The sequence below is a fragment of the Vibrio sp. 10N genome (assembly GCF_036245475.1).
GTDB lineage: Bacteria > Pseudomonadota > Gammaproteobacteria > Enterobacterales > Vibrionaceae > Vibrio.
The window spans coordinates 3,333,861-3,358,001 of sequence record NZ_BTPM01000001.1; the positions used below are offsets into that span (position 1 = coordinate 3,333,861).

The 24,141-nt window shown below is 48.4% G+C and carries 15 protein-coding genes; 7 read left to right on the plus strand and 8 right to left on the minus strand.

Annotated features, from left to right (window positions below):
- The first annotated feature begins 41 nt into the window (after positions 1–41).
- The 3 genes from spoT to recG all read left to right on the plus strand — a co-directional run bounded on the left by spoT (position 42) and on the right by recG (position 5,275).
- Entirely contained in the window at positions 42–2,159 is a 2,118-nt protein-coding gene (gene spoT, locus AAA946_RS15385) for a bifunctional GTP diphosphokinase/guanosine-3',5'-bis pyrophosphate 3'-pyrophosphohydrolase (RefSeq protein WP_338165602.1), read from the plus strand.
- 63 nt (positions 2,160–2,222) lie between these two features.
- On the plus strand, positions 2,223–2,909 hold the full coding sequence (gene trmH / locus AAA946_RS15390; protein ID WP_338165603.1) for a tRNA (guanosine(18)-2'-O)-methyltransferase TrmH: 687 nt from the start codon (positions 2,223–2,225) through the stop codon (positions 2,907–2,909).
- Between the two features lie 287 nt (positions 2,910–3,196).
- Entirely contained in the window at positions 3,197–5,275 is a 2,079-nt protein-coding gene (recG, locus tag AAA946_RS15395; RefSeq protein ID WP_338165604.1) for an ATP-dependent DNA helicase RecG, read from the plus strand.
- A gap of 223 nt (positions 5,276–5,498) precedes the next feature.
- On the opposite strand, the gene envZ is transcribed toward recG, so the two are convergent.
- On the minus strand, positions 5,499–6,833 hold the full coding sequence (gene envZ / locus AAA946_RS15400; protein ID WP_338165605.1) for a two-component system sensor histidine kinase EnvZ: 1,335 nt from the start codon (positions 6,831–6,833) through the stop codon (positions 5,499–5,501).
- An 80-nt stretch (positions 6,834–6,913) separates the two neighbouring features.
- Positions 6,914–7,633 (minus strand): osmolarity response regulator transcription factor OmpR, encoded by a 720-nt coding sequence (gene ompR / locus AAA946_RS15405; RefSeq protein ID WP_006071277.1) that lies wholly within the window; start codon positions 7,631–7,633, stop codon positions 6,914–6,916.
- A 353-nt stretch (positions 7,634–7,986) separates the two neighbouring features.
- Between ompR and AAA946_RS15410 the strand changes: the two genes are divergently transcribed.
- Both AAA946_RS15410 and greB read left to right on the plus strand, forming a co-directional pair.
- Positions 7,987–8,829 (plus strand): helix-turn-helix domain-containing protein, encoded by an 843-nt coding sequence (locus AAA946_RS15410; protein ID WP_338165606.1) that lies wholly within the window; start codon positions 7,987–7,989, stop codon positions 8,827–8,829.
- Between the two features lie 72 nt (positions 8,830–8,901).
- The gene (gene greB / locus AAA946_RS15415; RefSeq protein WP_338165607.1) at positions 8,902–9,381 is read left to right on the plus strand and encodes a transcription elongation factor GreB; all 480 of its coding nucleotides are present in this window, start codon (positions 8,902–8,904) and stop codon (positions 9,379–9,381) included.
- A gap of 109 nt (positions 9,382–9,490) precedes the next feature.
- On the opposite strand, the gene AAA946_RS15420 is transcribed toward greB, so the two are convergent.
- Positions 9,491–10,078 (minus strand): YjaG family protein, encoded by a 588-nt coding sequence (locus tag AAA946_RS15420; protein ID WP_338165608.1) that lies wholly within the window; start codon positions 10,076–10,078, stop codon positions 9,491–9,493.
- A 65-nt stretch (positions 10,079–10,143) separates the two neighbouring features.
- Between AAA946_RS15420 and AAA946_RS15425 the strand changes: the two genes are divergently transcribed.
- Positions 10,144–11,070 carry a D-2-hydroxyacid dehydrogenase gene (locus AAA946_RS15425; protein ID WP_338165609.1) on the plus strand — a complete coding sequence of 309 codons (927 nt, stop codon included), beginning with the start codon at positions 10,144–10,146 and terminating at the stop codon, positions 11,068–11,070.
- Positions 11,071–11,264: 194 nt separating this feature from the next.
- Here AAA946_RS15425 and AAA946_RS15430 read toward each other — a convergent pair whose 3' ends face one another.
- From AAA946_RS15430 to nudC, 3 genes are all read right to left on the minus strand, one after another.
- Positions 11,265–11,792 carry a DUF4136 domain-containing protein gene (locus AAA946_RS15430; protein WP_338165610.1) on the minus strand — a complete coding sequence of 176 codons (528 nt, stop codon included), beginning with the start codon at positions 11,790–11,792 and terminating at the stop codon, positions 11,265–11,267.
- Positions 11,793–11,903: 111 nt separating this feature from the next.
- On the minus strand, positions 11,904–12,971 hold the full coding sequence (gene hemE, locus AAA946_RS15435; RefSeq protein ID WP_338165611.1) for a uroporphyrinogen decarboxylase: 1,068 nt from the start codon (positions 12,969–12,971) through the stop codon (positions 11,904–11,906).
- 308 nt (positions 12,972–13,279) lie between these two features.
- The gene (gene nudC, locus AAA946_RS15440) at positions 13,280–14,062 is read right to left on the minus strand and encodes an NAD(+) diphosphatase (protein WP_338165855.1); all 783 of its coding nucleotides are present in this window, start codon (positions 14,060–14,062) and stop codon (positions 13,280–13,282) included.
- Positions 14,063–14,227: 165 nt separating this feature from the next.
- Here nudC and rsd point away from each other — a divergent pair, with 165 nt between their 5' ends.
- Positions 14,228–14,722 carry a sigma D regulator gene (gene rsd / locus AAA946_RS15445; RefSeq protein ID WP_338165612.1) on the plus strand — a complete coding sequence of 165 codons (495 nt, stop codon included), beginning with the start codon at positions 14,228–14,230 and terminating at the stop codon, positions 14,720–14,722.
- A gap of 1,077 nt (positions 14,723–15,799) precedes the next feature.
- Here rsd and rpoC read toward each other — a convergent pair.
- Together rpoC and rpoB are read right to left on the minus strand one after the other, a co-directional pair.
- On the minus strand, positions 15,800–20,002 hold the full coding sequence (rpoC, locus tag AAA946_RS15450) for a DNA-directed RNA polymerase subunit beta' (protein WP_112460209.1): 4,203 nt from the start codon (positions 20,000–20,002) through the stop codon (positions 15,800–15,802).
- An 87-nt stretch (positions 20,003–20,089) separates the two neighbouring features.
- On the minus strand, positions 20,090–24,115 hold the full coding sequence (gene rpoB, locus AAA946_RS15455; protein ID WP_338165613.1) for a DNA-directed RNA polymerase subunit beta: 4,026 nt from the start codon (positions 24,113–24,115) through the stop codon (positions 20,090–20,092).
- Positions 24,116–24,141 lie beyond the last annotated feature (26 nt).

Below are 24,141 nucleotides of genomic sequence, written 5' to 3' on the forward strand. Positions count from 1 at the left end.
ACCTATCCAACCAGAGTTCCATCGACGTTCGGGCCTATAATTTGTACCTATTCGATAGCCTTAAAGACGTTGCCCAAGAATACCTAACAGAGCCTCAAATTGAGGCTCTGCGTCAATCTTATGTGGTAGCAAGAGATGCCCATGAAGGGCAGACCCGCTCTAGCGGTGAACCTTACATCATCCACCCGGTTGCGGTTGCTCGTATCCTCGCAGAAATGCGTCTGGATATCGAAACGCTACAAGCGGCTCTGTTGCATGATGTTATTGAAGATACGGAAGTCACCAAAGAAGAGCTAGAAGAACAATTTGGCAATACTGTCGCGGAACTCGTGGACGGCGTTTCCAAGCTCGACAAGCTAAAATTCCGAGATCGCAAAGAAGCTCAAGCGGAAAACTTCCGTAAGATGGTGCTTGCCATGGTGCAAGACATCCGCGTGATCTTGATTAAGCTCAGTGACCGTACTCATAACATGCGTACTTTGGGCGCGCTTCGTCCTGACAAGAAACGTCGTATCGCTCGTGAAACCCTAGAGATCTATGCGCCACTTGCGCATCGTCTGGGTATTCACAACATCAAAACCGAGCTTGAAGAGCTGGGTTTTGAAGCGCTCTATCCAAACCGTTATCGCGTTTTAAAAGAAGTGGTGAAAGCTGCTCGTGGTAACCGTAAAGAGATGATTCAACGTATCCACAGTGAAATTGAAGGTCGTCTTGAAGAAGTCGGTCTCAACTGTCGCGTCTTGGGTCGTGAGAAGAACCTGTTCTCCATCTACAACAAGATGAAAACCAAAGAGCAGCGCTTCCACACCATTATGGATATCTACGCCTTCCGCGTTATCGTGGACACGGCGGATACCTGCTATCGTGTACTTGGTCAAGTCCACAGCCTGTACAAGCCCCGCCCTGGCCGCATGAAAGATTACATTGCGGTACCAAAAGCGAACGGCTACCAATCCCTACACACTTCCATGGTTGGCCCTCACGGCGTACCCGTTGAAGTGCAGATTCGTACTGAAGATATGGACCAGATGGCGGACAAAGGTGTTGCGGCGCACTGGGCTTACAAAGGCAATGGCGATCGCACAGGCACGACAGCACAAATTAAAGCCCAGCGCTGGATGCAAAGTCTGCTTGAGCTTCAGCAAAGTGCAGGCAACTCATTTGAATTTATTGAAAACGTAAAATCTGATCTGTTCCCAGACGAGATTTACGTGTTCACACCAAAAGGTCGTATTGTTGAGCTGCCACTTGGCGCAACCGCAGTCGACTTTGCGTACGCGGTTCACACCGATGTGGGTAACACCTGTGTTGGCGCTCGCGTTGACCGTCACCCTTATCCGCTAAGTAAAGCACTGAAGAACGGCCAAACGGTTGAGATCATCAGTGCACCGGGCGCTCGCCCGAATGCAGCATGGCTAAACTACGTCGTGACCTCACGTGCTCGCACTAAGATCCGTCAGGTTCTTAAAACAATGCGCCGTGAAGAGTCTATCGTACTGGGTCGCCGCCTACTCAACCACGCGTTGGGTCGCCATTCCATTGATACCATCTACCCAGATAACATCAATGAAGTACTGACCGATCTTAAACTCGACTCTGTGGATGACTTGCTGGCTGATATCGGCTTGGGCGAGTTAATGAGCATCGTCATCGCGCGTCGCCTGCTAGGTGATACCGATGAGCTAACGCAAACCAGTTCTGTACCGACCACAGGCAAAAAGCTACCAATCCGCGGCGCGGAAGGTATTTTGCTGACGTTCGCCAACTGCTGTCACCCGATCCCAGACGATCACATCATTGCGCATGTATCACCGGGCCGTGGCCTTGTGGTTCACCGCGAGACGTGTCCAAACGTGCGTGGTCACCAAAAAGAGCCGGATAAGTACATGGCCGTTGAGTGGAGTGACGACTTCGAGCAGGAGTTTACTGCTGAGCTGAAAGTCGATCTGCAAAACCACCAAGGCGCGCTGGCTGAGCTAACCAACGTGATTGCCAAAACGGGTTCCAACATCCACGGCATCTCAACCGAGGAGCGTGATGGCCGTTTGTATACGGTGACCGTGTTGCTCACGACCAAAGATCGCGTACACCTTGCTGGCATTATGAAGCGCATTCGCGTGATGCCGCACGCGCTTCGCGTCCGACGTCGTAAGAACTAGCACAGCTTTTTGATTTAATACGGGTTCGATGAATATCGAGCCCGTTTTATTTGGAACATCCTAATGAACTTAGAACGCTACAATCGTATTCAAGAAGTACTCAAAGCACGTCAACCCGACCTGACTTTGCTGCTCGAGCAAGTGCACAAGCCAAACAATGTCTCTGCCGTGATACGCACCGCCGATGCAGCAGGTGTCCACAAAGTCCATGCAGTATGGCCAGATGAAAAAATGCGTACCTTAAGCCATACCTCGGCAGGTGCACGAAACTGGGTCGAAGTAGAAACCCATGATACGGTGGCAGATGCGGTTCGCGAGCTTAAATCACAAGGCATGCAAGTACTGGCAACCAATCTCTCGGATAAGGCTGTCGACTTTCGCGACATCGATTACACCAAACCTACCGCCATCATTCTTGGCGGGGAGAAGAACGGCATCACTCAAGATGCGCTCGGTGAAGCCGATCAGGACATCATTATTCCTATGGTCGGCATGGTGCAGTCGCTCAATGTCTCGGTTGCTAGCGCACTCATTCTGTTCGAAGCACAAAGACAGCGCCAACTTGCGGGCATGTACGATCGTGAGGCAAGCGCTCTCCCAGAAGAAACTATCCACCGCATCCTATTCGAACGCGGCCACCCGGTTCTCGCCAAAGTCGCCAAAAAGAAAAACATGCCGTACCCACCACTCGATCATGAAGGTCAGATTGTGGCGGATGAGTCATGGTGGAAAGAGATGCAGAAGAAGTAGTGGTCCTTGGTTCTATGGTTCTATGGTTCTATGGTTCTATGGTTCTATGGTTCTATGGTTCTATGGTTCTATGGTTCTATGGTTCTATGGTTCTATGGTTCTATGGTTCATGAAAACAAACCAACAACATTAATCAATTAATTAATTAATTAAAGGTGTATCTCGTCTCACCCCACAGGACCACAGGGCCATAGTTCCGCTCTTCCCCGCTCTTCCAAACTTAAACTGTACAAAAAGACAGTAAAGTGCTTGAATATTCCCATCTAACACTCTGATGGATGGTGAATATGGCTCAGTTACTGTCGGCAATTCCTTTAACTTCGCTTTCTGGCGTTGGGGCAAAAGTCGCAGAAAAACTTGAAAAGGTAGGATTGCACACGGTGCAAGATCTGCTATTTCACTTGCCGCATCGCTATGAAGACCGCACGCGAATCTACCCTATCGTCAAATTGCACCCAGGTCTTTGGGGCTCAGTGCAAGGTAAAGTGATGAGCAGTGACGTGGCTTTTGGCCGCCGTAAAATGCTGACCGTAAAAGTCAGTGATGGCAATGGCACCATTACCCTGCGCTTTTTCAACTTCACCGCAGCAATGAAGAATAACTTCTCCGAGGGGCGCGTTATTGTTGCCTATGGCGAGGTGAAGCGCGGCAATCACGGCCTTGAAATCATCCATCCAGAATACAAATTTCATGCTGAGGGGAAAACCCCGAAGCTTGAGCAAACTCTGACGCCCATCTACCCGACGACAGAAGGCTTGAGACAACTGACTCTGAAGAGTTTAACCGACCAAGCGCTAGAGCTCATGGATGGCGCCGCCGTTGATGAGCTACTACCCAGTGGCTTGTACAACCAACAAATGACGCTTAGCCAAGCGCTACACATTATTCACCGCCCGCCACCGAACATTAACCTCGACGATTTTGATGAAGGCAAACACCCCGCTCAGCAGCGCCTGATCATTGAAGAGCTGATGGCGCAGAACTTGTCGATGCTCGCCGTGCGCAGCAAAGGTCAGCAAGATGCTGCGATTGCACTTGATCCCGTGCAAACGCTGAAACAAAAGCTTTTGCAGCAACTGCCCTTCTCACCAACAGGTGCTCAAGCTCGCGTGGTTCAAGAGATTGAAACCGATCTGCAAAAACCTATTCCTATGATGCGCTTAGTACAGGGCGATGTGGGCTCGGGTAAAACCCTGGTCGCAGCCTTAGCTGCGGTGCGCGCTATTGAACATGGCTATCAAGTGGCCATGATGGCACCGACCGAACTGCTTGCTGAGCAACATGCGATTAACTTTGCTGGCTGGTTTGAGTCGATGGGCATTCAAGTAGGCTGGCTATCTGGTAAGCAGAAAGGCAAGGCGAAAGAAGCTGAGCTCGCGCGTATTGCTAGCGGTGAAGCACAAATGGTTGTGGGCACCCATGCGCTATTTCAGGAATCGGTCGAGTTTAAAAACTTGGCACTCGTTATCATTGATGAGCAGCACCGCTTTGGTGTCCACCAGCGACTCGAACTGCGTGCGAAAGGCGCCAAGCAAGGCTTCTACCCGCATCAGTTGATCATGACGGCAACGCCCATTCCTAGAACGCTGGCGATGACCGCGTATGCAGATTTGGAAACCTCCGTGATTGATGAATTGCCACCGGGTCGAACTCCGATTCAAACGGTCGCCATTCCGGACACCAAGCGTGATGATGTGATTGAGCGAGTTAAAAATGCCTGTCTTCATGAAGGCAAGCAGGCCTATTGGGTGTGTACCTTGATCGACGAGTCTGAAGTGCTTGAGGCGCAAGCTGCCGCGGATACCGCCGAAGACCTACAACGCAAACTGCCTGATCTTAAGATTGGTTTGGTGCACGGCCGCATGAAGCCAGCCGAGAAACAAGATGTGATGCAGCGCTTTAAAAACAACGAGCTGCATCTTTTGGTCGCCACTACCGTCATTGAGGTCGGGGTGGATGTGCCCAACTCCAGCTTAATGATCATCGAAAACCCAGAGCGTCTTGGTTTAGCTCAACTACACCAGCTGCGCGGCCGTGTGGGACGTGGTAGCGTCGCAAGTCACTGTGTGCTGTTGTATCACTCTCCACTGTCTAAAACCGCTCAAAAGCGCTTAGGCGTGCTAAGAGAAAGTAATGACGGCTTTGTGATTGCTCAGAAAGACTTAGAGATCCGAGGCCCTGGCGAACTGCTCGGTACCAAGCAAACCGGTTTGGCTGACTTTAAGATCGCCGACTTAGTCCGTGACCAGCGCTTAGTGCCAGAAGTGCAGCGCATTGCCCGTCATGTTCATGAACAATATCCGGACAATGCTAAGAAGATCATTGAGCGTTGGTTGGGTGATCGAGAGTACTACGCTAAGGCGTAGGTTGTGAGTTGGACGCTACGACTAAACTGGGCACGTGCGTCACGAGGTCCTCACTTTCGTGAGGATGACGGGTATTTTTCTTCACTCACAATCGACCAAATAAATTTGTCATCCCCCACCACTTCGTCATCTCCTGCCACTTCGTCATCCCCTTGAAAAAGGGGATCTTCTACAACACGTGACTCATTTAACATGGTCGACAGGCCAACCCTGTACTTCCAACCTAGGTCCTAGGAACCATATTCTTCCCATTCTTCACTGCGGGAAAGCTCACTTGCGCTTTTAAGCCGCCTTCGCTGCGATTCGAGATGCTTACTGAGCCATGGTGCTGGCTGATAATACGCTTAACAATCGCTAACCCTAATCCCGTGCCTTCACTGCCACGAGCGGTGTCACCGCGCGTGAAGGGTTCAAATAGACGACTGATTTGATCGGGCTCGATGCCCGGTCCATTGTCTTCCACCGTGACCCACGCCAGTTTGTTGTCAACCGTCATGCCGGTGGTTACTTTCACCCAACCATTGCCATAACGTACAGCATTGACCACGAGATTGGTGATAGCACGTTTGATGGCAATTGGACTGCCTTCAATATCTTTGATGCGCGCCATGGGTTCAAAATCAATTTGGATCTCATAGCCGCCTTCAGACGAGACAATATCCGAGGCAATATCATTCAAGCTAAGCGGTTCGAACGACTGAGTGTTAACCGGTTTTAAATAGTCCATAAACTGGCTGATGATCTCGTTACACTCTTCGGTGTCACTAATAATGCCTTCCGCCAAATAGCTGTCTTCTGGCGACATCATCTCTGTGGCAAGGCGAATACGTGTCAGCGGCGTGCGGATATCGTGACTGATACCGGCCATCAATAGTGTGCGGTCCTGTTCCAACTCTTGGATGCCTTTTGCCATTTGGTTAAAGGCTCGAGTGACTGAGCGGATCTCCGATGCCCCTTTCTCTGGCAGTGGCGGCGGGATTTCTCCTTGCCCCACCAGTTTCGCCGCATGCTCAAGCGCTGTCAGCGGCCTATTTTGCAAGCGAATAAACAGCCAGCCACCAGCAAGGACAAGCAGAGCCATAATTAAGCTATTGCGAAATAGCGGTGCAAAGTCTTCTTCTTGCAGCTCAGAGAGCGGGATGCGTATTAAGGAGTTTGGCAACGCGGCAATTTTCATCCATAAAATATAGCTCTCCTCACCAAGTATCAGACGAACCTCGGTCTCGGTTTCTAGCTCGTCACTCATCTCTTCACTCATCAAATCAATCGGTAACGCTTGACTGAACTCTTCGGCCATCGGGCTATCATCGGCGTGAATCGTTACGCCTAACTGAGCCAATACCTGGCGGCGCATTGGCGCATCCATTTCGATCTGCCCATCGACCGCTTCCGTGTCTTCCAAGAAGAACACCAGCTCATGCGCCAAGATCTTGTTGAACTGCTGCAAACTTGGCAACAACGCATAGTTGTACACGGCGTAATAGGAGAAAACTTGGCTGGCAATCAGCAGAGAGAAAAACAGCAGGATAGATTGCGTGAAGGAGCTACGAAAGCGCATAAGATTTCCTTTGGAGCGAAGATCGAGACAGGATAATAAACAAAAAAGGCTCTGAATCCATCCAGAGCCTTATCAATCAATTATGCTTCTTTGCCATCTGGCACGAAGACATAACCTAGACCCCACACGGTTTGAATGTAGCGAGGTTTACTCGGGTCGATTTCTAACATACGACGCAAGCGAGAAATTTGCACGTCAATAGAACGTTCCATCGCTGAATACTCACGGCCGCGAGCCATGTTCATCAGCTTATCACGCGACATCGGCTCACGTGCGTTGGTGACCAATGCTTTAAGCACTGCAAACTCACCAGATGTGAGTGGCATCGCTTCTTCACCACGGAACATCTCACGAGTACCAAGGTTTAGACGGAAGTCACCAAACTCAACCACAGACTCTTCTTGGCTTGGCGCTCCTGGCGCTTCGATGGTTTGACGGCGTAACACCGCTTTAATACGAGCTAGCAGCTCACGCGGGTTGAACGGTTTTGGTAAGTAGTCATCCGCACCGACCTCAAGGCCAACAATACGGTCTACTTCATCGCCTTTCGCTGTCAGCATAAGAATTGGCAACATGTTGTTGGCGTTACGTAAACGACGACAAATCGACAGGCCATCTTCACCTGGTAGCATCAAATCCAATACCATCAAATGAAAGTTTTCTCGGGTTAACAGGCGGTCCATCTGCTCACTGTTAGCAACACTGCGTACTTGGAATCCTTGCTCTGATAAGTAACGCTCTAGCAATGCACGTAGACGTGCATCGTCATCAACAACTAAAATCTTGTGATTTTCTTGCATATTCGATTCCACCACTAAAAAGCAATTCACACCTTCAGTCTGCTGTCGTTAGAGGCAAACCAAAGGTTCAGCGGTAAATGTAACATTCCTTGGACAAAAGTTGTGCAGAGAATTGTTAGCGATTATTAATTATGGCCTATATTAGCTGCCTTCGTCACCATTCTGTGTGATATGAATGGTGTTTATTGTATGTTGCCAGACTTTTGTTTCTGAAACACGATTAACGCCACCGTCATATTTCTCGCGTTCTTTAACGCTTTGTAACGCTTGGAAATACCGTTTTCACAGCCGCCATCGCTTCCGTCATATACCCTTAGTAACGTCTCTGGTCTCGATATATCAAGGAGAGGGTTATGACCACATCATCCCAATGGGAACCGCATTTTTCCCGCGACAGTTTTGCCACAGCACTCAAGTATTGGCGCAGTGTTCATGGTCTGTCTCAACTTGAACTCGTCGAAGCCCTGAGCTTGTCTCATCGAGCGTTTCAAGGCGTCAATCAGCCTATGCTAAGCAAGTGGGAGCACAGCAATGGCCAACCCTCTTTGATGCGCCGAGCTGGGGTTGCGGCGTTTTTTCAATTGCCCTATCGCTACAGTCAAGAAGAGCTGCGATTAATACAGGGGGTAGAAAAATACGACGAGCTTTTCATTGGATATGACCCCGTCTACCCTTGCTCAATCGACTCTTTCACTCGTTATTCTTGGGAGCAATTGCCAGCCCTCTATCGCCAGCAAATAGAGCACGCTCAGCAGCACTACCGTAACATCAGCTTTGCAAATCTAGTTTCAGCGATGTCCGTCAAAGAGCTGCATGTCGAAATCGCATTGCATCAGCAAGCCATGGTGGGTCATATCGTTTACGGTAAAGATGCCAACGACCAAGATTGCTTACTGAGTTATCTAGCACAAGATAAACCGCTGCATCGCCAAGTTCACCGACACGCTTGTCAGTTATTTGAAGGGAAAAAGGTTCTCGTTACCGCCATCAAGCCCTACGCTAAAACCTTAATGTCGGACATCTACATTCCAGAGAAGTATCAGGTGGGGGAGCTGACCGTGTATGAATGTGATCTCACCGCCTTATATGCCAATCCATTCTTTGAACAGATACACGATGAAGGACGAATATTGTCGCTACTCAGCCATCATCAAAAAGTACAACGAGACCGCCGAACACCTCAACCCACCCACTAAGTCCGTGAACTGGATTGAGCTTTTTTGTTTTCATGGCAATATGGTGTCGGTTACCCACAATTCGATTGAATGATGAAAACAAACCTGATTACCCGCGAAGGGTACGACAAACTCAAAAAAGAACTCGATTATCTTTGGCGTGAAGAACGACCTGAAGTGACCAAGAAGGTCACGTGGGCAGCGTCGCTCGGCGACCGTTCAGAGAACGCTGACTATCAATACAACAAGAAGCGCTTACGTGAAATTGATCGTCGCGTCCGCTACCTGCGAAAACGATTAGAGCAGGTTACGGTCGTGGACTACTCTCCCCAGCAAGAAGGCAAAGTGTTCTTTGGTGCTTGGGTTGAGATTGAAAATGATGATGGCGATACCATGCAATTTCGTATTGTCGGACCGGATGAGATCTATGGTGGTGCCAAAGGCTACATCTCGATCGATTCACCGATGGCTCGCGCGATCTTGAAAAAAGAGGTCGATGATGAGTTTGTGGTCAAGACGCCAGAAGGGATCAAAGAGTGGTTTGTGAATCGGATTAGTTATTCGGGGTTGTAGGGTTCTATGGTTCTATGGTTCTATGGTTCTATGGTTCTATGGTTGATTGTGTATGCTAAACACCGTCAAGCAAACGTTCCACAGGGCCACAGAACCATAGGTCCGCTTTTTAAATCTCTACACCAATGTTGCTGACAGCCTGTTCTTTCAGCTCAGCACGTAAATCTTTAATCAGTTCTATATCACGCTCAGTGCAATCACGTAGTGGACGGAAAATAGCCCACTGAACATCCCACTCTTCACACACAGCTTCGTTTTCTTTTTGGTTCTCATTGGTGATTTCCACACCGGTTTCTGCCTGTTCAAGCTGAGCCACCGTCGCGACAGACTGTTGACTGATCTTAAGCGTTGATTCCAGTAAGTAATCGCGATCGAGCAAACCATGCAGTAGAGTCGATAAGGCAAAACACGCATCAATCGCTGGATAGACGCCGTACATCTCGAAATCTTCCGAGTTCGGAATGACCTCTTCTAGCTTCTCAAGCTGCTTTTCAAAGTTGATTTTGGCGGTTTTCACCGTCAGCAGTTCCCATACCGCATCCAAAATATTGCGATACACACGTGCTTCAGCAAACTCAGTTTGCTCACAGAACATCGCGAAGTTCGGGTACATACGTTCGCACAAACAGGTCATAAAAGTGATATGCTGCCAAGGCTCAAATTTTTCGATACGTACCTGAATAGGGTTCTTTAACATGGTTGCTCTGCCGTAGTGAGTGTAGACAGCGGAAGTGTAACCAAACGGATAGGGAATAGCCAGAAATGACGACGCAAAAGCATCGCTTAGCACTTGTGACGGATAACAATGACCACTACCGAAAGCTCCTTGAAAGCAAACAGTTGCCAGATTTAGAGTTCACGTCCCAGCTCAATGAGGCCAACATTTTGCTGGCTGCACCGCCCAAACTAGCGTCTAAACTGGATGAAGCAAAAGTAGTTGAGTGGGTTCAATCGACGTATGCAGGTATCGATGCACTACTCGGTGAATCACTTCGTAAAGATTATAAACTCACCAATGTGAAAGGGATTTTCGGCCAACAGATCAGTGAGTATGTGCTTGGTTACTCGATTAGCTATTTCCGTCATTTCGATCTGTACCGACAGCAGCAAAACAAACGCGACTGGCAACCCCATAGCTACCAATCGATGATTGGCAAGCGCATGGCCATCTTTGGCACTGGCGCCATTGGTAGCCACCTAGCCAACACAGTGAAAGCGCTGGGTATTGTGCCTGTGGGGATTAATCGTACCGGCATTCCACCAAGGCAAAGTGCGTTTGTCGAAACCTACCATATCAATGAAGCCGAGAAAGCACTTGAAGGCGCAGACATCATCGTCAATACGCTGCCGAATACGCCAACCACCGATGGTCTTTTCGGTGAACGTCTGTTCTCGGCCTGTCGCCATGCCCTGTTTTTTAATGTCGGGCGGGGTCAAACGGTGGACGGAAATGCACTACTTCAAGCGCTAGAGCGCGGTCACTTAGTCCATGCCTTTTTGGATGTGTTTATCGATGAGCCTATCTCACAAGAATGCCCGTATTGGAGCAACCCAAATGTGACGGTTACCCCTCATATCGCAGCGATTAGCTTCCCTGAACAGGTGGTGGATATTTTCGCGGAGAACTTCTTACGCTGGAGAGATGGGTTCCAGTTGCAGAACGTGATTGATTTTGAGCGTGGGTATTAGGGTCCTGTGGTCCTGTGGTCCTGTGGTCCTGTGGTCCTGTGGTCCTGTGGTCCTGTGGTCCTGTGGTCCTGTGGTCCTGTGGTCAGAAAAAACCATAAGACAATATCTGTCAATAACTTAAATGAATCAGCATGGCTCTTCCCCATAGGGCCACAGGGCCATAGAACCGCTCTTCAACCGCTCTTCAACCGCTCTTATTCCGGATATTCCTCAAACATCTTATGAACCTGCTCCTGCACAAAGGCATCTCTATCAGCAGGCTCCATGGTTTCGGTCAACTGACGCTGTGACACCGAGCGCCAAACGACGTCGTTGGTACTTGGATCAACCAGCTCAACCGCAAGTTTGCCAAGCTTCTTCTCTTTAACGCGTGTTGGAGTGCGTACGCCGACACCATAGCCACTGTTGTAGCTTCCCGTGCCAAAGCCAAAACCGAAACTTGGTCCATCCGCTCTAAGCTCGGTGCCTTCCAGAATGTCATAACGAACCAATAGGTCTGCGCCCTGCTCTACCATTGCAAATCCGCGATTACCGAGCTCGTTGTCCACGGCTTGCTTGATCCGCGCACCATCTAGGCTAAGAGGTGTCGCTTCATTTTCTTGATATTGATAGGTCCTGAAGGCGGAAAAATTTACGCTGGCGTTGTAGTCGGTCGCAACATCAGATGCACAGCCGCTGATCAACAGCACTGAGGCGATTAAGGAGAGAAACACTTTAAACATAAGGTTGCCTCGTTAAACGAAACCTAGTTAAAGCGTAGTCAAGATGATACAAAAATGCCGTTACCCCCAGTTAAGGAGATAACGGCATCTCATTATTTAGACTCAAGTATATTACTTGTGGTACGGCTTAGAGAGCTCGTGAACGGCCTCTACAAATACGCCTGCGTTCTCTGGCGGTACATCAAGGTGAATACCGTGACCCAGGTTGAACACGTGACCTGTGCCACCGTCGCCAAAGCCTTCTAGAATGGTCGCCACTTCTTCACGAATACGCTCAGGCTGAGCGTAAAGCATGGATGGATCCATGTTGCCTTGCAGCGCCACTTTGTCGCCTACGCGAGCTTTCGCATCAGCGATGTTGATGGTCCAGTCTAGACCCACTGCATCACAGCCCGTTGCTGCGATTTGCTCTAGCCACATGCCACCGTTCTTAGTGAACAAGGTCACTGGAACGCGGCGGCCTTCGTTTTCACGGATCAGGCCATCGACAATCTTGTGCATGTACTGAAGTGAGAACAGGTTGTAGTCACGAGGTGTTAATACACCACCCCAGGTATCAAATACCATCACAGACTGAGCACCCGCTTTGATCTGAGCATTTAGGTATTCGATAACGCTGTCCGCTAGCTTATCCAGCAGTGCATGTAAGATTTGCGGCTCTGCGTACATCATCTTTTTGATCTTAGTGAACGCTTTTGAGCTGCCACCTTCAACCATGTAAGTCGCCAGTGTCCACGGACTACCAGAGAAGCCGATCAGTGGCACATCACCATTCAGGTCTTTACGGATCTGACGCACGGCATTCATAACGTACTGCAGCTCGCCTTCTGGGTCAGGAAGGCCAATTTTGTCGACATCCGCTTTGCACGTGATTGGACGCTCAAACTTTGGACCTTCACCGGCTTCAAAATACAAGCCTAGACCCATTGCATCTGGAATCGTCAAGATATCAGAAAATAGAATGGCGGCATCTAGCGGGAAGCGGCGTAGTGGCTGAAGGGTCACTTCAGACGCTAGCTCTGCATTCTTACACAGTGACATGAAATCACCCGCCACAGAGCGAGTCTCACGATACTCTGGAAGATAACGTCCAGCTTGGCGCATCATCCATACTGGTGTGTAGTCTACAGGTTGCTTTAACAACGCTCGAAGATAGCGATCGTTCTTTAATTCCGTCATTCTTTTTTCTCCAATTCGAAAGGCGTTAGTTTAACGCTATTCATTCATGGTTGGCAGCCTTAGATAACAATTCTTTTACTAAATTTTGAGGGTCATCCACTATGCTGCGCGAACGCTCAAAAAAGAGTCACTTTGCAAAGCAGATCATATTATCAATACGCAGTTTTGAGGTGAGTTTGCCAATGGAGAAAAGGAATGTTAAAAGTTTGTTTGCTAGCGAAAATTACAATAATACTACTGAGTCTTAGGACTCAGCATCTCATAACGACATCTTACTTACCCCCTCCGCACGCGGAGGGTTTTTTTTGTCATTTTTCTGCTGAAGCGGCGTCGACCGTGGCATGGATCAGCGCTCTAGCAATCGTCCCTTCCGGTGCCACCAGCGGCAATTGATTGGTATAAAACCATTGCGCGTCTTTGAGTTCCGTATAGTCCGGCTTGATCTCACCACTCTCGTAGTCAGCAAGAAACGCCATCATCATACTCGATGGAAATGCCCATGGCTGACTGCCAAAGTAGCGGATGTTACCCACCTTAATCCCCGTCTCTTCTTCCACTTCACGAGCGACGCAAGTCTCAAGTGTTTCGCCCACTTCCAGAAAGCCCGCAATCACCGTATACATACCGCCCGCGTGGCGGTTGTGCTGAGCCAGCAGGATTTGCTGCCCTTTTCGAACGGCGACAATAATACATGGGAAGATGCGTGGATAATGCAGCGTTCTGCAGTCCTGACACTGCATAGCAAGCTGATTGTGGTTGAGGTGGTTGCGACCTCCGCACTGAGGACAAAAACGCATAGATTGGCTCATGTAGCCATATTGAATCGCTTTAGAAAGTTGATAAAACAGCGCTTCTGGCAAGTGAAGCAGTTCGCGCAGCGATGTCAGCTCTCGCTCGCCGTCTAAATCGGCATCGTTAAGCCACATCACAGGGTGGCCTTCAAACTCACCCACTTGAATCGCTTGCTCGGCAGGTAGGGAGAATTGCTCTGCTGAGCCAAACGGAACATCGCCATCTGCAAGCCAAAGCTCGTTCCCTGACACCACACACCAATAAGCTTGACGAATGGTTGCTTTACTTTTTTTTAACATCATCAATCCTCTTCACTTGCAGTTCGACCATTTTACTGGCAATCTAATTTCATACCAGCTAGAAAACTCGAAATTCTAACTCTGGTGAATGAGAAACGATTTCTCTTTTACTCTTTGTCATTACAAAGCGTGAGACTGTCTATTGCAGTCCCCGATCATGAGGACATGGTCATGTTAAATAAATTCAAACAAGTACAAGAACAATGGGGTGGCTCTAGTGAGGTCATCGACCATTGGTTAGAAACCAGACAAGCGCTTATCGTTGAATACTGTAAGCTTGGCTCCCTACAACCTGCTCACGCCCCAACCAATGTGGTCGAGCTACCCACCGCTAAAGAAATCAGCTCCTTTTGCGATCATCTCGTTGATTACATTTCCGAAGGTCACTTTAAGATCTATGACATGGTGATGGATAAGTGGAAAGCCACCGGCTTTAAAACCAATGACGATATCGATGCGACCTACGCTAAGATCGTTCTCACGACCGACCCACTGCTTGAGTTTAATGACAAATATGTACAAGTGTCATTTGAAGATGAGCTTCCTGGGTTCGAAGAAGATATGTCTAAAGTTGGCGAAATTCTTGAGCTGCGCTTTGAAGTGGAAGATAAGCTGATTCAGCTGATTGCGGACAGTTTGGCAATTCCGCCAGGGGCTTAGGTATAAATAGCACGCGAGCCAATTACTGATTATCCTTCGCAAGCCTAGCACGCACTCGCCTCCAGCATCGCGTCATCCTCACGAAAGTGAGGATCTTCGCCAGCGATTATTGCGCTCAATTTGGGTGAGTCACGTGCCGCATGAGATCCCCTTTTTCAAGGGGATGACGGTTACACTAGCCACAGGTTTACTGTCTCGAATCCAATTAATACCTAAGCCGAATTAAACCGCCATCCTCACGAAAGTGAGGATCTTCGCCAGCGAGTATTGTGCTCGATTTGTGTGAGCCACTTGCCGCACGAGATCCCCTTTTTCAAGGGGATGACAGATAGACTTGTCACGGCTTTACAGTCTCGAATCCAATGTATACCCTATCCGAATTAAACCGTCATCCTCACGAAAGTGAGGATCTTCGCCAGCGATTATTGCGCTCAATTTGGGTGAGTCACGTGCCGCATGAGATCCCCTTTTTCAAGGGGATGACGGTTACACTAGCCACAGGTTTACTGTCTCGAATCCAATTAATACCTAAGCCGAATTAAACCGCCATCCTCACGAAAGTGAGGATCTTCGCCAGCGAGTATTGTGCTCGATTTGTGTGAGCCACTTGCCGCACGAGATCCCCTTTTTCAAGGGGATGACAGATAGACTGGTCACGGCTTTACAGTCTCGAATCCAATGTATACCCTATCCGAATTAAACCGTCATCCTCACGAAAGTGAGGATCTTCACTAGCGAGCATTGTGCTCCATTTGCGTGAGTCACCAGCCGCACGAAGTCCTCTTTTTAAAGGGACGACGGCCACACTGGTCAAGTGTTTTACTGTCTCGAATCCAATGTATACCCTATCCGAATTAAACCGTCATCCTCACGAAAGTGAGGATCTTCACCAGCGAGTATAGTGCTCAATTTTTGGTAGTCACTAGCCGCACGAGTTCCCCTTTTTCAAAGGGATGACACCATTAAGGTAACGGGTATTGTTGGGTCACCGATAATGCTGCAGTAAAGGCGTTTCTTTCAAAAAAAACAGATACAAAAAAGGCGCCTTTCGGCGCCTTTTGTCATTTCGCTCTGCGATTACTCGTCAGAAGAGAAACCTGCGTTTAGTAGCGCAGCTAGGTTATCCGTCGCTTGTTCAGCTGATGGACCTTCTTGAGCTTCGTCACGCTTAGCTTGACGGTCTTGGTGATACGCAAAACCTGTACCCGCTGGGATCAGACGACCCACGATAACGTTCTCTTTCAGACCACGTAGGTCATCACGCTTACCAGATACCGCTGCCTCTGTTAGTACGCGCGTCGTTTCTTGGAACGATGCTGCAGAGATGAACGATTCTGTTGCTAGCGATGCCTTAGTGATACCTAGTAGGTCACGCTCGAAACGTACAAGTTCTTTGCCTTCAGCTTCTAGCTGACGGTTTGCGATCTTAACGCTTGAGTATTCAACCTGCTCGCCTGGTAAGAACTCAGAGTCACCTGCATGAGTGATAGTACACTTACGTAGCATTTGACGAACGATAGTCTCGATGTGCTTATCGTTAATCTTTACACCCTGTAGACGGTATACTTCTTGAACTTCGTTCGCGATGTATTGAGTCACAGCGTGAATACCACGTAGACGTAGAATGTCATGCGGAGTTTCTGGACCATCAGCGATTACGTCACCACGCTCTACGCGCTCACCTTCGAACACGTTTAGCTGACGATGCTTAGGAATCATCTCTTCGTAGTTATCGCCACCATCACGAGTGATGATTAGACGACGCTTACCTTTCGTCTCTTTACCGAATGAAACGGTACCAGAGTGCTCAGCAAGGATTGCTGGCTCTTTTGGCTTACGAGCTTCGAATAGGTCCGCAACGCGAGGTAGACCACCGGTGATATCTTTGTTACCGCCAGATTTTTGTGGAATACGTGCTAGCGTATCACCCACACCTACTTCTGCGCCATCTTCGATGTTCACGATCGCTTTACCAGGTAGGAAGTAAAGTGCTGGCATTTCAGTGCCTGCGATCATTACGTCGTTACCTTGCTCATCAACAAGTTTGATAGCTGGACGCATATCTTTACCTGCTGCTGGGCGAGCTGCCGCTTCTGTTACTTCGCTTGAAGATAGACCTGTTAGGTCATCTGTTTGACGAGAAACAGTTACGCCGTCGATCATGTCTACGAATTGGATGCGACCTGCTACTTCAGTGATGATTGGAAGCGTGTGCGCTTCCCAGTTTGCCACTGTTTCACCAGCTTGAACTGCATCGCCGTCACCTTTAGTCAGTAGTGAACCGTAAGGAAGTTTGTGCTTCTCTTTGGTACGACCGAACTCATCGATAATTGTCATTTCTGACGCACGAGAGGTGATAACCAGTTTCTTATCTTTGTTGATAACAAACTTAGCGTTGTGAAGTTTCACAGAACCTGTGTTCTTAGCTTGGATGCTGTTCTCTGCTGCTGCAGTAGATGCCGCACCACCGATGTGGAACGTACGCATCGTAAGCTGTGTACCCGGCTCACCGATAGACTGAGCAGCGATAACGCCCACTGCTTCACCTTGGTTCACTAGGTGACCACGTGCTAGGTCACGACCGTAACACTGTGCACAACAACCGAAGTCTGCATCACAGGTAACGACTGAGCGCACTTTCATGCTGTCTACAGAGTTATCTTCCATGATCTGACACCACTTCTCATCAATCAGAGTATTACGTGGGATCAGAACTTCTTCAGTACCTGGCTTAAGAACGTCTTCAGCAACTACACGACCTAGCGCAAGCTCAGAAAGTGCAACTTTAACGTCACCACCTTCGATATGCGGCATCATGTCGATACCTTCGTGCGTACCACAGTCATGCTCGTGAACTACTACGTCCTGAGCAACGTCTACTAGACGACGAGTTAGGTAACCCGAGTTCGCTGTTTTCAGTGCCGTATCCGCAAGACCCTTACGAGCACCGTGCGTTGAGATAAAGTACTGAAGTACGTTTAGACCTTCTTTAAAGTTCGCGGTGATTGGCGTCTCGATGATTGAACCATCTGGACGTGCCATCAGACCACGCATACCAGCAAGCTGACGAATCTGAGCTGCAGAACCACGAGCGCCCGAGTCAGCCATCATGTAGATGCTGTTGAACGACTCTTGTTGTTCTTCTTCACCGTCACGGTTGATAACCGTTTCAGATGATAGGTTGTCCATCATCGCTTTCGCTACGCGATCGTTGGTCGATGCCCAAATATCGATCACTTTGTTGTAGCGCTCACCCGCTGTTACAAGACCAGATTGGAACTGATCCTGGATTTCGCGAACTTCTTCTTCTGCTGATTCGATCTCGTCGTACTTCGCTTGAGGTACAACCATGTCATCGATACCAACAGATACACCTGAAAGTGCTGCGTAAGCAAAACCAGCGTACATAACTTGGTCAGCGAAGATTACAGTGTCTTTTAGACCCAGCTTACGGTAAGCCTCGTTTAGTAGGTTAGAGATTTGCTTCTTACCTAGCTTTTGGTTTACCAAGCTGTATGGAAGACCTGATGGCACGATTTGCCATAGCATTGCACGACCGATAGTGGTATCAACCATCTTAGTCTCAGTTGTGCTGTTGCCGTCTTCGTCAACTACCGTTTCAGTGATACGTACTTTTACGCGAGCGTGTAGCTCTGCGCTCTTAGTACGGTATGCCTTCTCAGCCTCTTCAGGGCCAGCAAGGTACATACCTTCACCTTTCACGTTGATCTTGTCACGTGTCATGTAGTACAGACCCAATACAACGTCCTGAGAAGGTACGATGATCGGATCACCTGATGCTGGCGACAGAATGTTGTTTGTCGACATCATCAGAGTACGAGCTTCAAGCTGTGCTTCTAGAGTTAGAGGCACGTGAACCGCCATTTGGTCACCATCGAAGTCCGCGTTGTACGCCGCACACACTAGTGGGTGTAGCTGGATCGCTTTACCTTCGATTAGTACTGGTTCGAACGCCTGGATACCAAGACGGTGAAGTGTTGGTGCACGGTTCAATAGTACTGGGTGTTCGCGGATTACTTCGTCTAGGATATCCCAAACGATCGCTTCTTCGCGCTCTACCATCTTCTTAGCAGCTTTGATTGTCGTCGCCATGCCACGAGTTTCTAGCTTGCTGTAGATGAATGGTTTGAATAGCTCTAGTGCCATCTTCTTAGGAAGACCACACTGGTGCAGACGAAGGTATGGACCTACTGTGATTACAGAACGGCCAGAGTAGTCTACACGCTTACCTAGTAGGTTCTGACGGAAACGACCTTGTTTACCCTTGATCATATCAGCAAGAGATTTCAGAGGACGCTTGTTAGAACCTGTGATCGCACGACCGCGACGACCGTTATCTAGAAGGGCATCAACAGACTCTTGCAGCATACGCTTTTCGTTACGTACGATGATGTCCGGAGCCGCTAGCTCTAGAAGACGCTTCAAACGGTTGTTACGGTTGATTACGCGACGGTATAGGTCGTTCAGATCAGACGTTGCGAAACGGCCGCCATCTAGTGGTACTAGAGGACGTAGATCTGGCGGAAGTACCGGAAGCACAGTTAGGATCATCCACTCAGGGTTGTTACCTGATTGAATAAACGCTTCAACTAGCTTCAGACGCTTAGTGATTTTCTTACGCTTAGTTTCTGAGTTTGTAGACTCAAGCTCTTCGCGCATCATCTCTGCTTCAGCGTGCATGTCCATAGTAGACAGCAGATCTTTGATCGCTTCTGCACCCATCTTAGCAGTGAACTCATCACCCCATTCTTCTAGACGATCAAGATACTCTTCTTCAGTAAGCATCTGTGATTTTTCTAGATCCGTCATACCCGGCTCTGTTACTACGTACATTTCGAAGTAAAGAACGCGCTCGATATCACGTAGCGGGATGTCCATTAGCAAACCGATACGAGATGGTAGCGATTTTAGGAACCAGATGTGAGCTACTGGAGACGCAAGCTCGATGTGGCCCATACGGTCACGACGAACTTTAGTTTGTGTAACTTCTACACCACACTTCTCACAGATAACACCACGGTGCTTCAGACGCTTATATTTGCCACAAAGACATTCGTAGTCTTTAACTGGACCAAAGATACGCGCACAGAACAGACCATCGCGCTCAGGCTTGAACGTACGATAGTTGATAGTTTCTGGTTTTTTAACTTCACCAAAAGACCATGAACGAATCATGTCAGGTGAAGATAGACCGATTTTGATTGCATCAAATTCTTCGGTCTTATGCTGTGCTTTTAGAAAGTTTAATAAGTCTTTCACAATCAGCTCCTGTAAGGAGTTTAAAAAGGAACCCGCTAGGTCAGCAAACCTGTGCGAGCCCCTTTTCTACCAGATAATCCAGAGGGATTATTCGTCTTCTAGCTCGATGTTGATACCTAGCGAGCGGATCTCTTTCAACAGTACGTTGAACGATTCTGGCATGCCAGGTTCCATGCTGTGGTTACCATCGACGATGTTTTTGTACATCTTCGTACGGCCGTTAACGTCATCAGACTTAACCGTTAGCATTTCTTGAAGCGTATATGCAGCACCGTATGCTTCTAGTGCCCATACTTCCATCTCACCGAAACGCTGACCACCGAACTGAGCTTTACCACCAAGTGGTTGCTGAGTTACTAGGCTGTACGAACCAGTTGAACGAGCGTGCATCTTGTCATCAACAAGGTGGTTTAGTTTCAGCATGTACATGTAACCTACAGTTACAGGACGCTCAAACGCATCACCAGTACGACCGTCAAACAGAGTTAGCTGACCAGATTCTGGTAGGTCACCCAGTTTTAGAAGTTCTTTAATAGACTTCTCAGACGCACCGTCAAAGACAGGTGTAGCAATCGGTAGACCGCCACGTAGGTTCTTAACCAGAGTACGTACTTCGTCATCAGACAGTGATGCAATATCAACGTTCTGACGAGTACCACCTAGATCGTAAACCTTCTGCAGGAATTCGCGGAATTTCGCTAGCTCTTGCTGCTCTTTCACCATCTGGTTGATCTTGTCACCGATACCTTTCGCTGCCAGACCTAAGTGAACCTCAAGGATCTGACCGATGTTCATACGCGAAGGTACACCCAGTGGGTTAAGTACGATGTCGACAGGCTGACCTTTCTCATCGTAAGGCATGTCTTCAACAGGGTTGATCTTAGAGATTACACCCTTGTTACCGTGACGACCCGCCATCTTATCACCAGGCTGGATACGACGTTTAACCGCTAGGTAAACTTTAACAATCTTAAGAACGCCAGGCGCTAGATCATCACCTTGAGTGATCTTACGACGCTTAGTTTCAAACTTCTTATCGAAGTCTGCTTTTAGCTCGTCGTACTGCTCTGCAAGTTGCTCAAGCTGAGTTTGCATTGCATCGTCTTCTAGCGTTAGCTCTAGCCACTTCTTACGATCGATAGTATCTAGTTTAGCGTCAGAGTAACCACCTTGAAGTAGTACAGCGCGAACACGGTTTAGAAGGCCACCCTCAAGAATCTGGAACTCTTCAGTTAGGTCTTTCTTCGCTTCTTTCAGCTGCATTTGCTCAATTTCTAGAGCACGCTTGTCTTTCTCTACGCCATCGCGAGTGAAGACTTGAACGTCAATGATGGTACCTGAAATAGAGTTAGGTACACGTAGTGAAGTATCTTTAACGTCAGATGCTTTTTCACCGAAGATCGCACGTAGTAGCTTCTCTTCTGGCGTTAGCTGAGTTTCACCTTTAGGCGTTACTTTACCAACTAGGATGTCACCACCCTTAACTTCAGCACCGATGTAAACGATACCTGACTCGTCTAGTTTAGACAGAGCAGACTCACCTACGTTTGGAATATCCGCTGTGATCTCTTCAGAGCCCAGCTTAGTATCACGTGCCACACAAGACAGTTCTTGGATGTGGATAGTCGTGAAGCGGTCTTCTTGAACTACGCGCTCAGATACTAAGATCGAGTCTTCGAAGTTGTAACCGTTCCAAGGCATGAACGCGATACGCATGTTTTGACCAAGCGCTAGCTCACCAAGGTCTGTTGAAGGACCATCAGCAAGAACGTCACCGCGTGCTACTGGCTCGCCAGGTAGTACGGTTGGGCGCTGGTTAATACAAGTGTTCTGGTTCGAACGCGTGTACTTAGTCAGGTTGTAGATGTCGATACCTGCTTCACCAGGAATCAGCTCGTCTTCGTTAACTTTGATAACGATGCGAGACGCGTCTACAGACTGAACTGTACCGCCACGTTTAGCTACTGCTGTTACACCAGAGTCAACCGCTACGTTGCGCTCGATACCAGTACCAACTAGAGGCTTGTCAGCCTTAAGTGTTGGAACAGCCTGACGTTGCATGTTCGCACCCATCAATGCACGGTTCGCATCATCGTGTTCTAGGAACGGGATAAGCGATGCAGCGATAGATACTACTTGGTTTGTTGCAACGTCCATGTAGTTAACATGGTCGCGTGGGTGAAGACCAGATTCACCTTTTTGACGTGCTGTGATTAGCTCGTCAGCAAAAGAGCCTTCTTCCGTTAGCGCAGCGTTAGCCTGTGCGATAACGAATTGGCCTTCTTCGATTGCTGATAGGTAATCAACTTCGTCAGTTACTACACCATCAACAACGCGGCGGTACGGAGTTTCTAGGAAACCGTACTCGTTACAGCGCGCGAATGCTGATAGAGAGTTAATTAGACCGATGTTCGGACCTTCAGGCGTTTCGATAGGACATAGACGACCGTAGTGAGTTACGTGTACGTCACGTACTTCGAAGCCAGCACGCTCACGAGTCAGACCGCCAGGACCCAATGCAGAGATACGACGCTTGTGCGTAACTTCTGAAAGCGGGTTGTTCTGGTCCATAAACTGAGATAGCTGTGAAGAACCGAAGAATTCTTTAACTGCCGCAGAGATAGGCTTAGCGTTGATTAGGTCTTGAGGCATGATTGCATCAAGGTCACCTAGGCTCAAACGCTCTTTTACTGCACGCTCAACACGTACAAGACCAACACGGAATTGGTTCTCAGCCATTTCACCCACAGAACGGATACGACGGTTACCAAGGTGGTCGATATCATCGACTTCACCGATACCGTTACGGATCGCGATAAGCTTCTTCATCACTTCGATGATATCAGTCTCATCCAGCGTACCCTGTTCTAGAGCATCTTCACGTAGGATAGAGCTGTTGAACTTCATACGACCAACGGTCGATAGGTCATAACGCTCTTCAGAGAAGAATAGGCTTTCGAATAGTGCTTCTGCAGCTTCTTTTGTTGGCGGCTCACCAGGGCGCATCATGCGGTAGATTTCTACCAATGCAGAGATGCGGTCTACCGTGCTGTCGACACGAATTGTGTCTGACATGAACGGACCGTGGTCTAGATCGTTCGTAAATAGAACTTCTAGTTTCTTAACGCCTGCCTGAGATAGGTTCGCTAGTGCTTCTAGGCTGATCTCTTGGTTTGCACCAACGATGATCTCACCTGTCGCTTCATTGATGTAGTCTTGAGAAGCTACTTTACCTACGATGTACTCGACAGGTACTTCAATGAACTCAACGCCATCTTTTTCTAGTTGGCGGATGTGACGAGCAGTAACGCGACGACCAGTCTCAACATAAGTTTTGCCGTTTGCTTCGATATCGAAAGAAGCAGTCTCACCACGTAGACGCTCAGGAACCAACTCCATAAGTAGAGTTTGATCCTTAACTTCGAAGTTTACTTTTTCGAAGAAGATATCGAGGATTTCTTGCGTAGACTTACCTAGTGCACGAAGAATGATCGATGCTGGTAGTTTACGACGACGGTCGATACGAACGTACAGGTTATCTTTCGGGTCAAACTCGAAGTCGAGCCATGAACCACGGTAAGGAATAACACGTGCGTTATAAAGAACTTTACCTGAAGAGTGAGTCTTACCCTTATCGCTGTCGAAGAACACGCCTGGGCTTCGGTGCAGCTGGGATACGATAACCCTCTCGGTACCATTGATTACGAAGGTACCATTGTCTGTCATAAGCGGAATTTCGCCCATGTAGACTTCTTGTTCTTTAATGTCTTTTACGGTACCTGCTGGTGCGTCTTTATCAAAGATAACTAGACGTAGTTTTACGCGTAGTGGCTTTGAATACGTAACGCCACGAATTTGACATTCTTTAACGTCAAATACTGGCTCACCAAGACGGTAGCTAACGTATTGCAGCTCAGAGTTGCCGTTGTAGCTCTGAATTGGGAATACAGAACGAAACGCAGCTTCAAGTCCGTATTGACCCTCTGGATCCTGTTCGATGAATTTGTCGAACGAATCAAGCTGGATCGATAGCAGGTATGGAATGTCCAAAACTTGTGGACGAGTACCAAAGTCCTTACGGATGCGCTTTTTCTCGGTATAAGAGTAAACCATGGGGTTCCTCAGCTCGCTGATAAGTG

What these genes read in the sequence shown, in the direction of transcription:
- trmH (WP_338165603.1), top strand. Translation starts at nt 2,223, where the DNA reads ATGAACTTAGAACGCTACAATCGTATTCAAGAAGTACTCAAAGCACGT.
- AAA946_RS15430 (WP_338165610.1), bottom strand. Translation starts at nt 11,792, where the DNA reads ATGTTTAAAGTGTTTCTCTCCTTAATCGCCTCAGTGCTGTTGATCAGC.
- rsd (WP_338165612.1), top strand. Translation starts at nt 14,228, where the DNA reads ATGGTCATGTTAAATAAATTCAAACAAGTACAAGAACAATGGGGTGGC.
- ompR (WP_006071277.1), bottom strand. Translation starts at nt 7,633, where the DNA reads ATGCAAGAAAATCACAAGATTTTAGTTGTTGATGACGATGCACGTCTA.
- AAA946_RS15410 (WP_338165606.1), top strand. Translation starts at nt 7,987, where the DNA reads ATGACCACATCATCCCAATGGGAACCGCATTTTTCCCGCGACAGTTTT.
- recG (WP_338165604.1), top strand. Translation starts at nt 3,197, where the DNA reads ATGGCTCAGTTACTGTCGGCAATTCCTTTAACTTCGCTTTCTGGCGTT.
- greB (WP_338165607.1), top strand. Translation starts at nt 8,902, where the DNA reads ATGAAAACAAACCTGATTACCCGCGAAGGGTACGACAAACTCAAAAAA.
- envZ (WP_338165605.1), bottom strand. Translation starts at nt 6,833, where the DNA reads ATGCGCTTTCGTAGCTCCTTCACGCAATCTATCCTGCTGTTTTTCTCT.
- rpoB (WP_338165613.1), bottom strand. Translation starts at nt 24,115, where the DNA reads ATGGTTTACTCTTATACCGAGAAAAAGCGCATCCGTAAGGACTTTGGT.
- nudC (WP_338165855.1), bottom strand. Translation starts at nt 14,062, where the DNA reads ATGTTAAAAAAAAGTAAAGCAACCATTCGTCAAGCTTATTGGTGTGTG.
- AAA946_RS15420 (WP_338165608.1), bottom strand. Translation starts at nt 10,078, where the DNA reads ATGTTAAAGAACCCTATTCAGGTACGTATCGAAAAATTTGAGCCTTGG.
- AAA946_RS15425 (WP_338165609.1), top strand. Translation starts at nt 10,144, where the DNA reads ATGACGACGCAAAAGCATCGCTTAGCACTTGTGACGGATAACAATGAC.
- hemE (WP_338165611.1), bottom strand. Translation starts at nt 12,971, where the DNA reads ATGACGGAATTAAAGAACGATCGCTATCTTCGAGCGTTGTTAAAGCAA.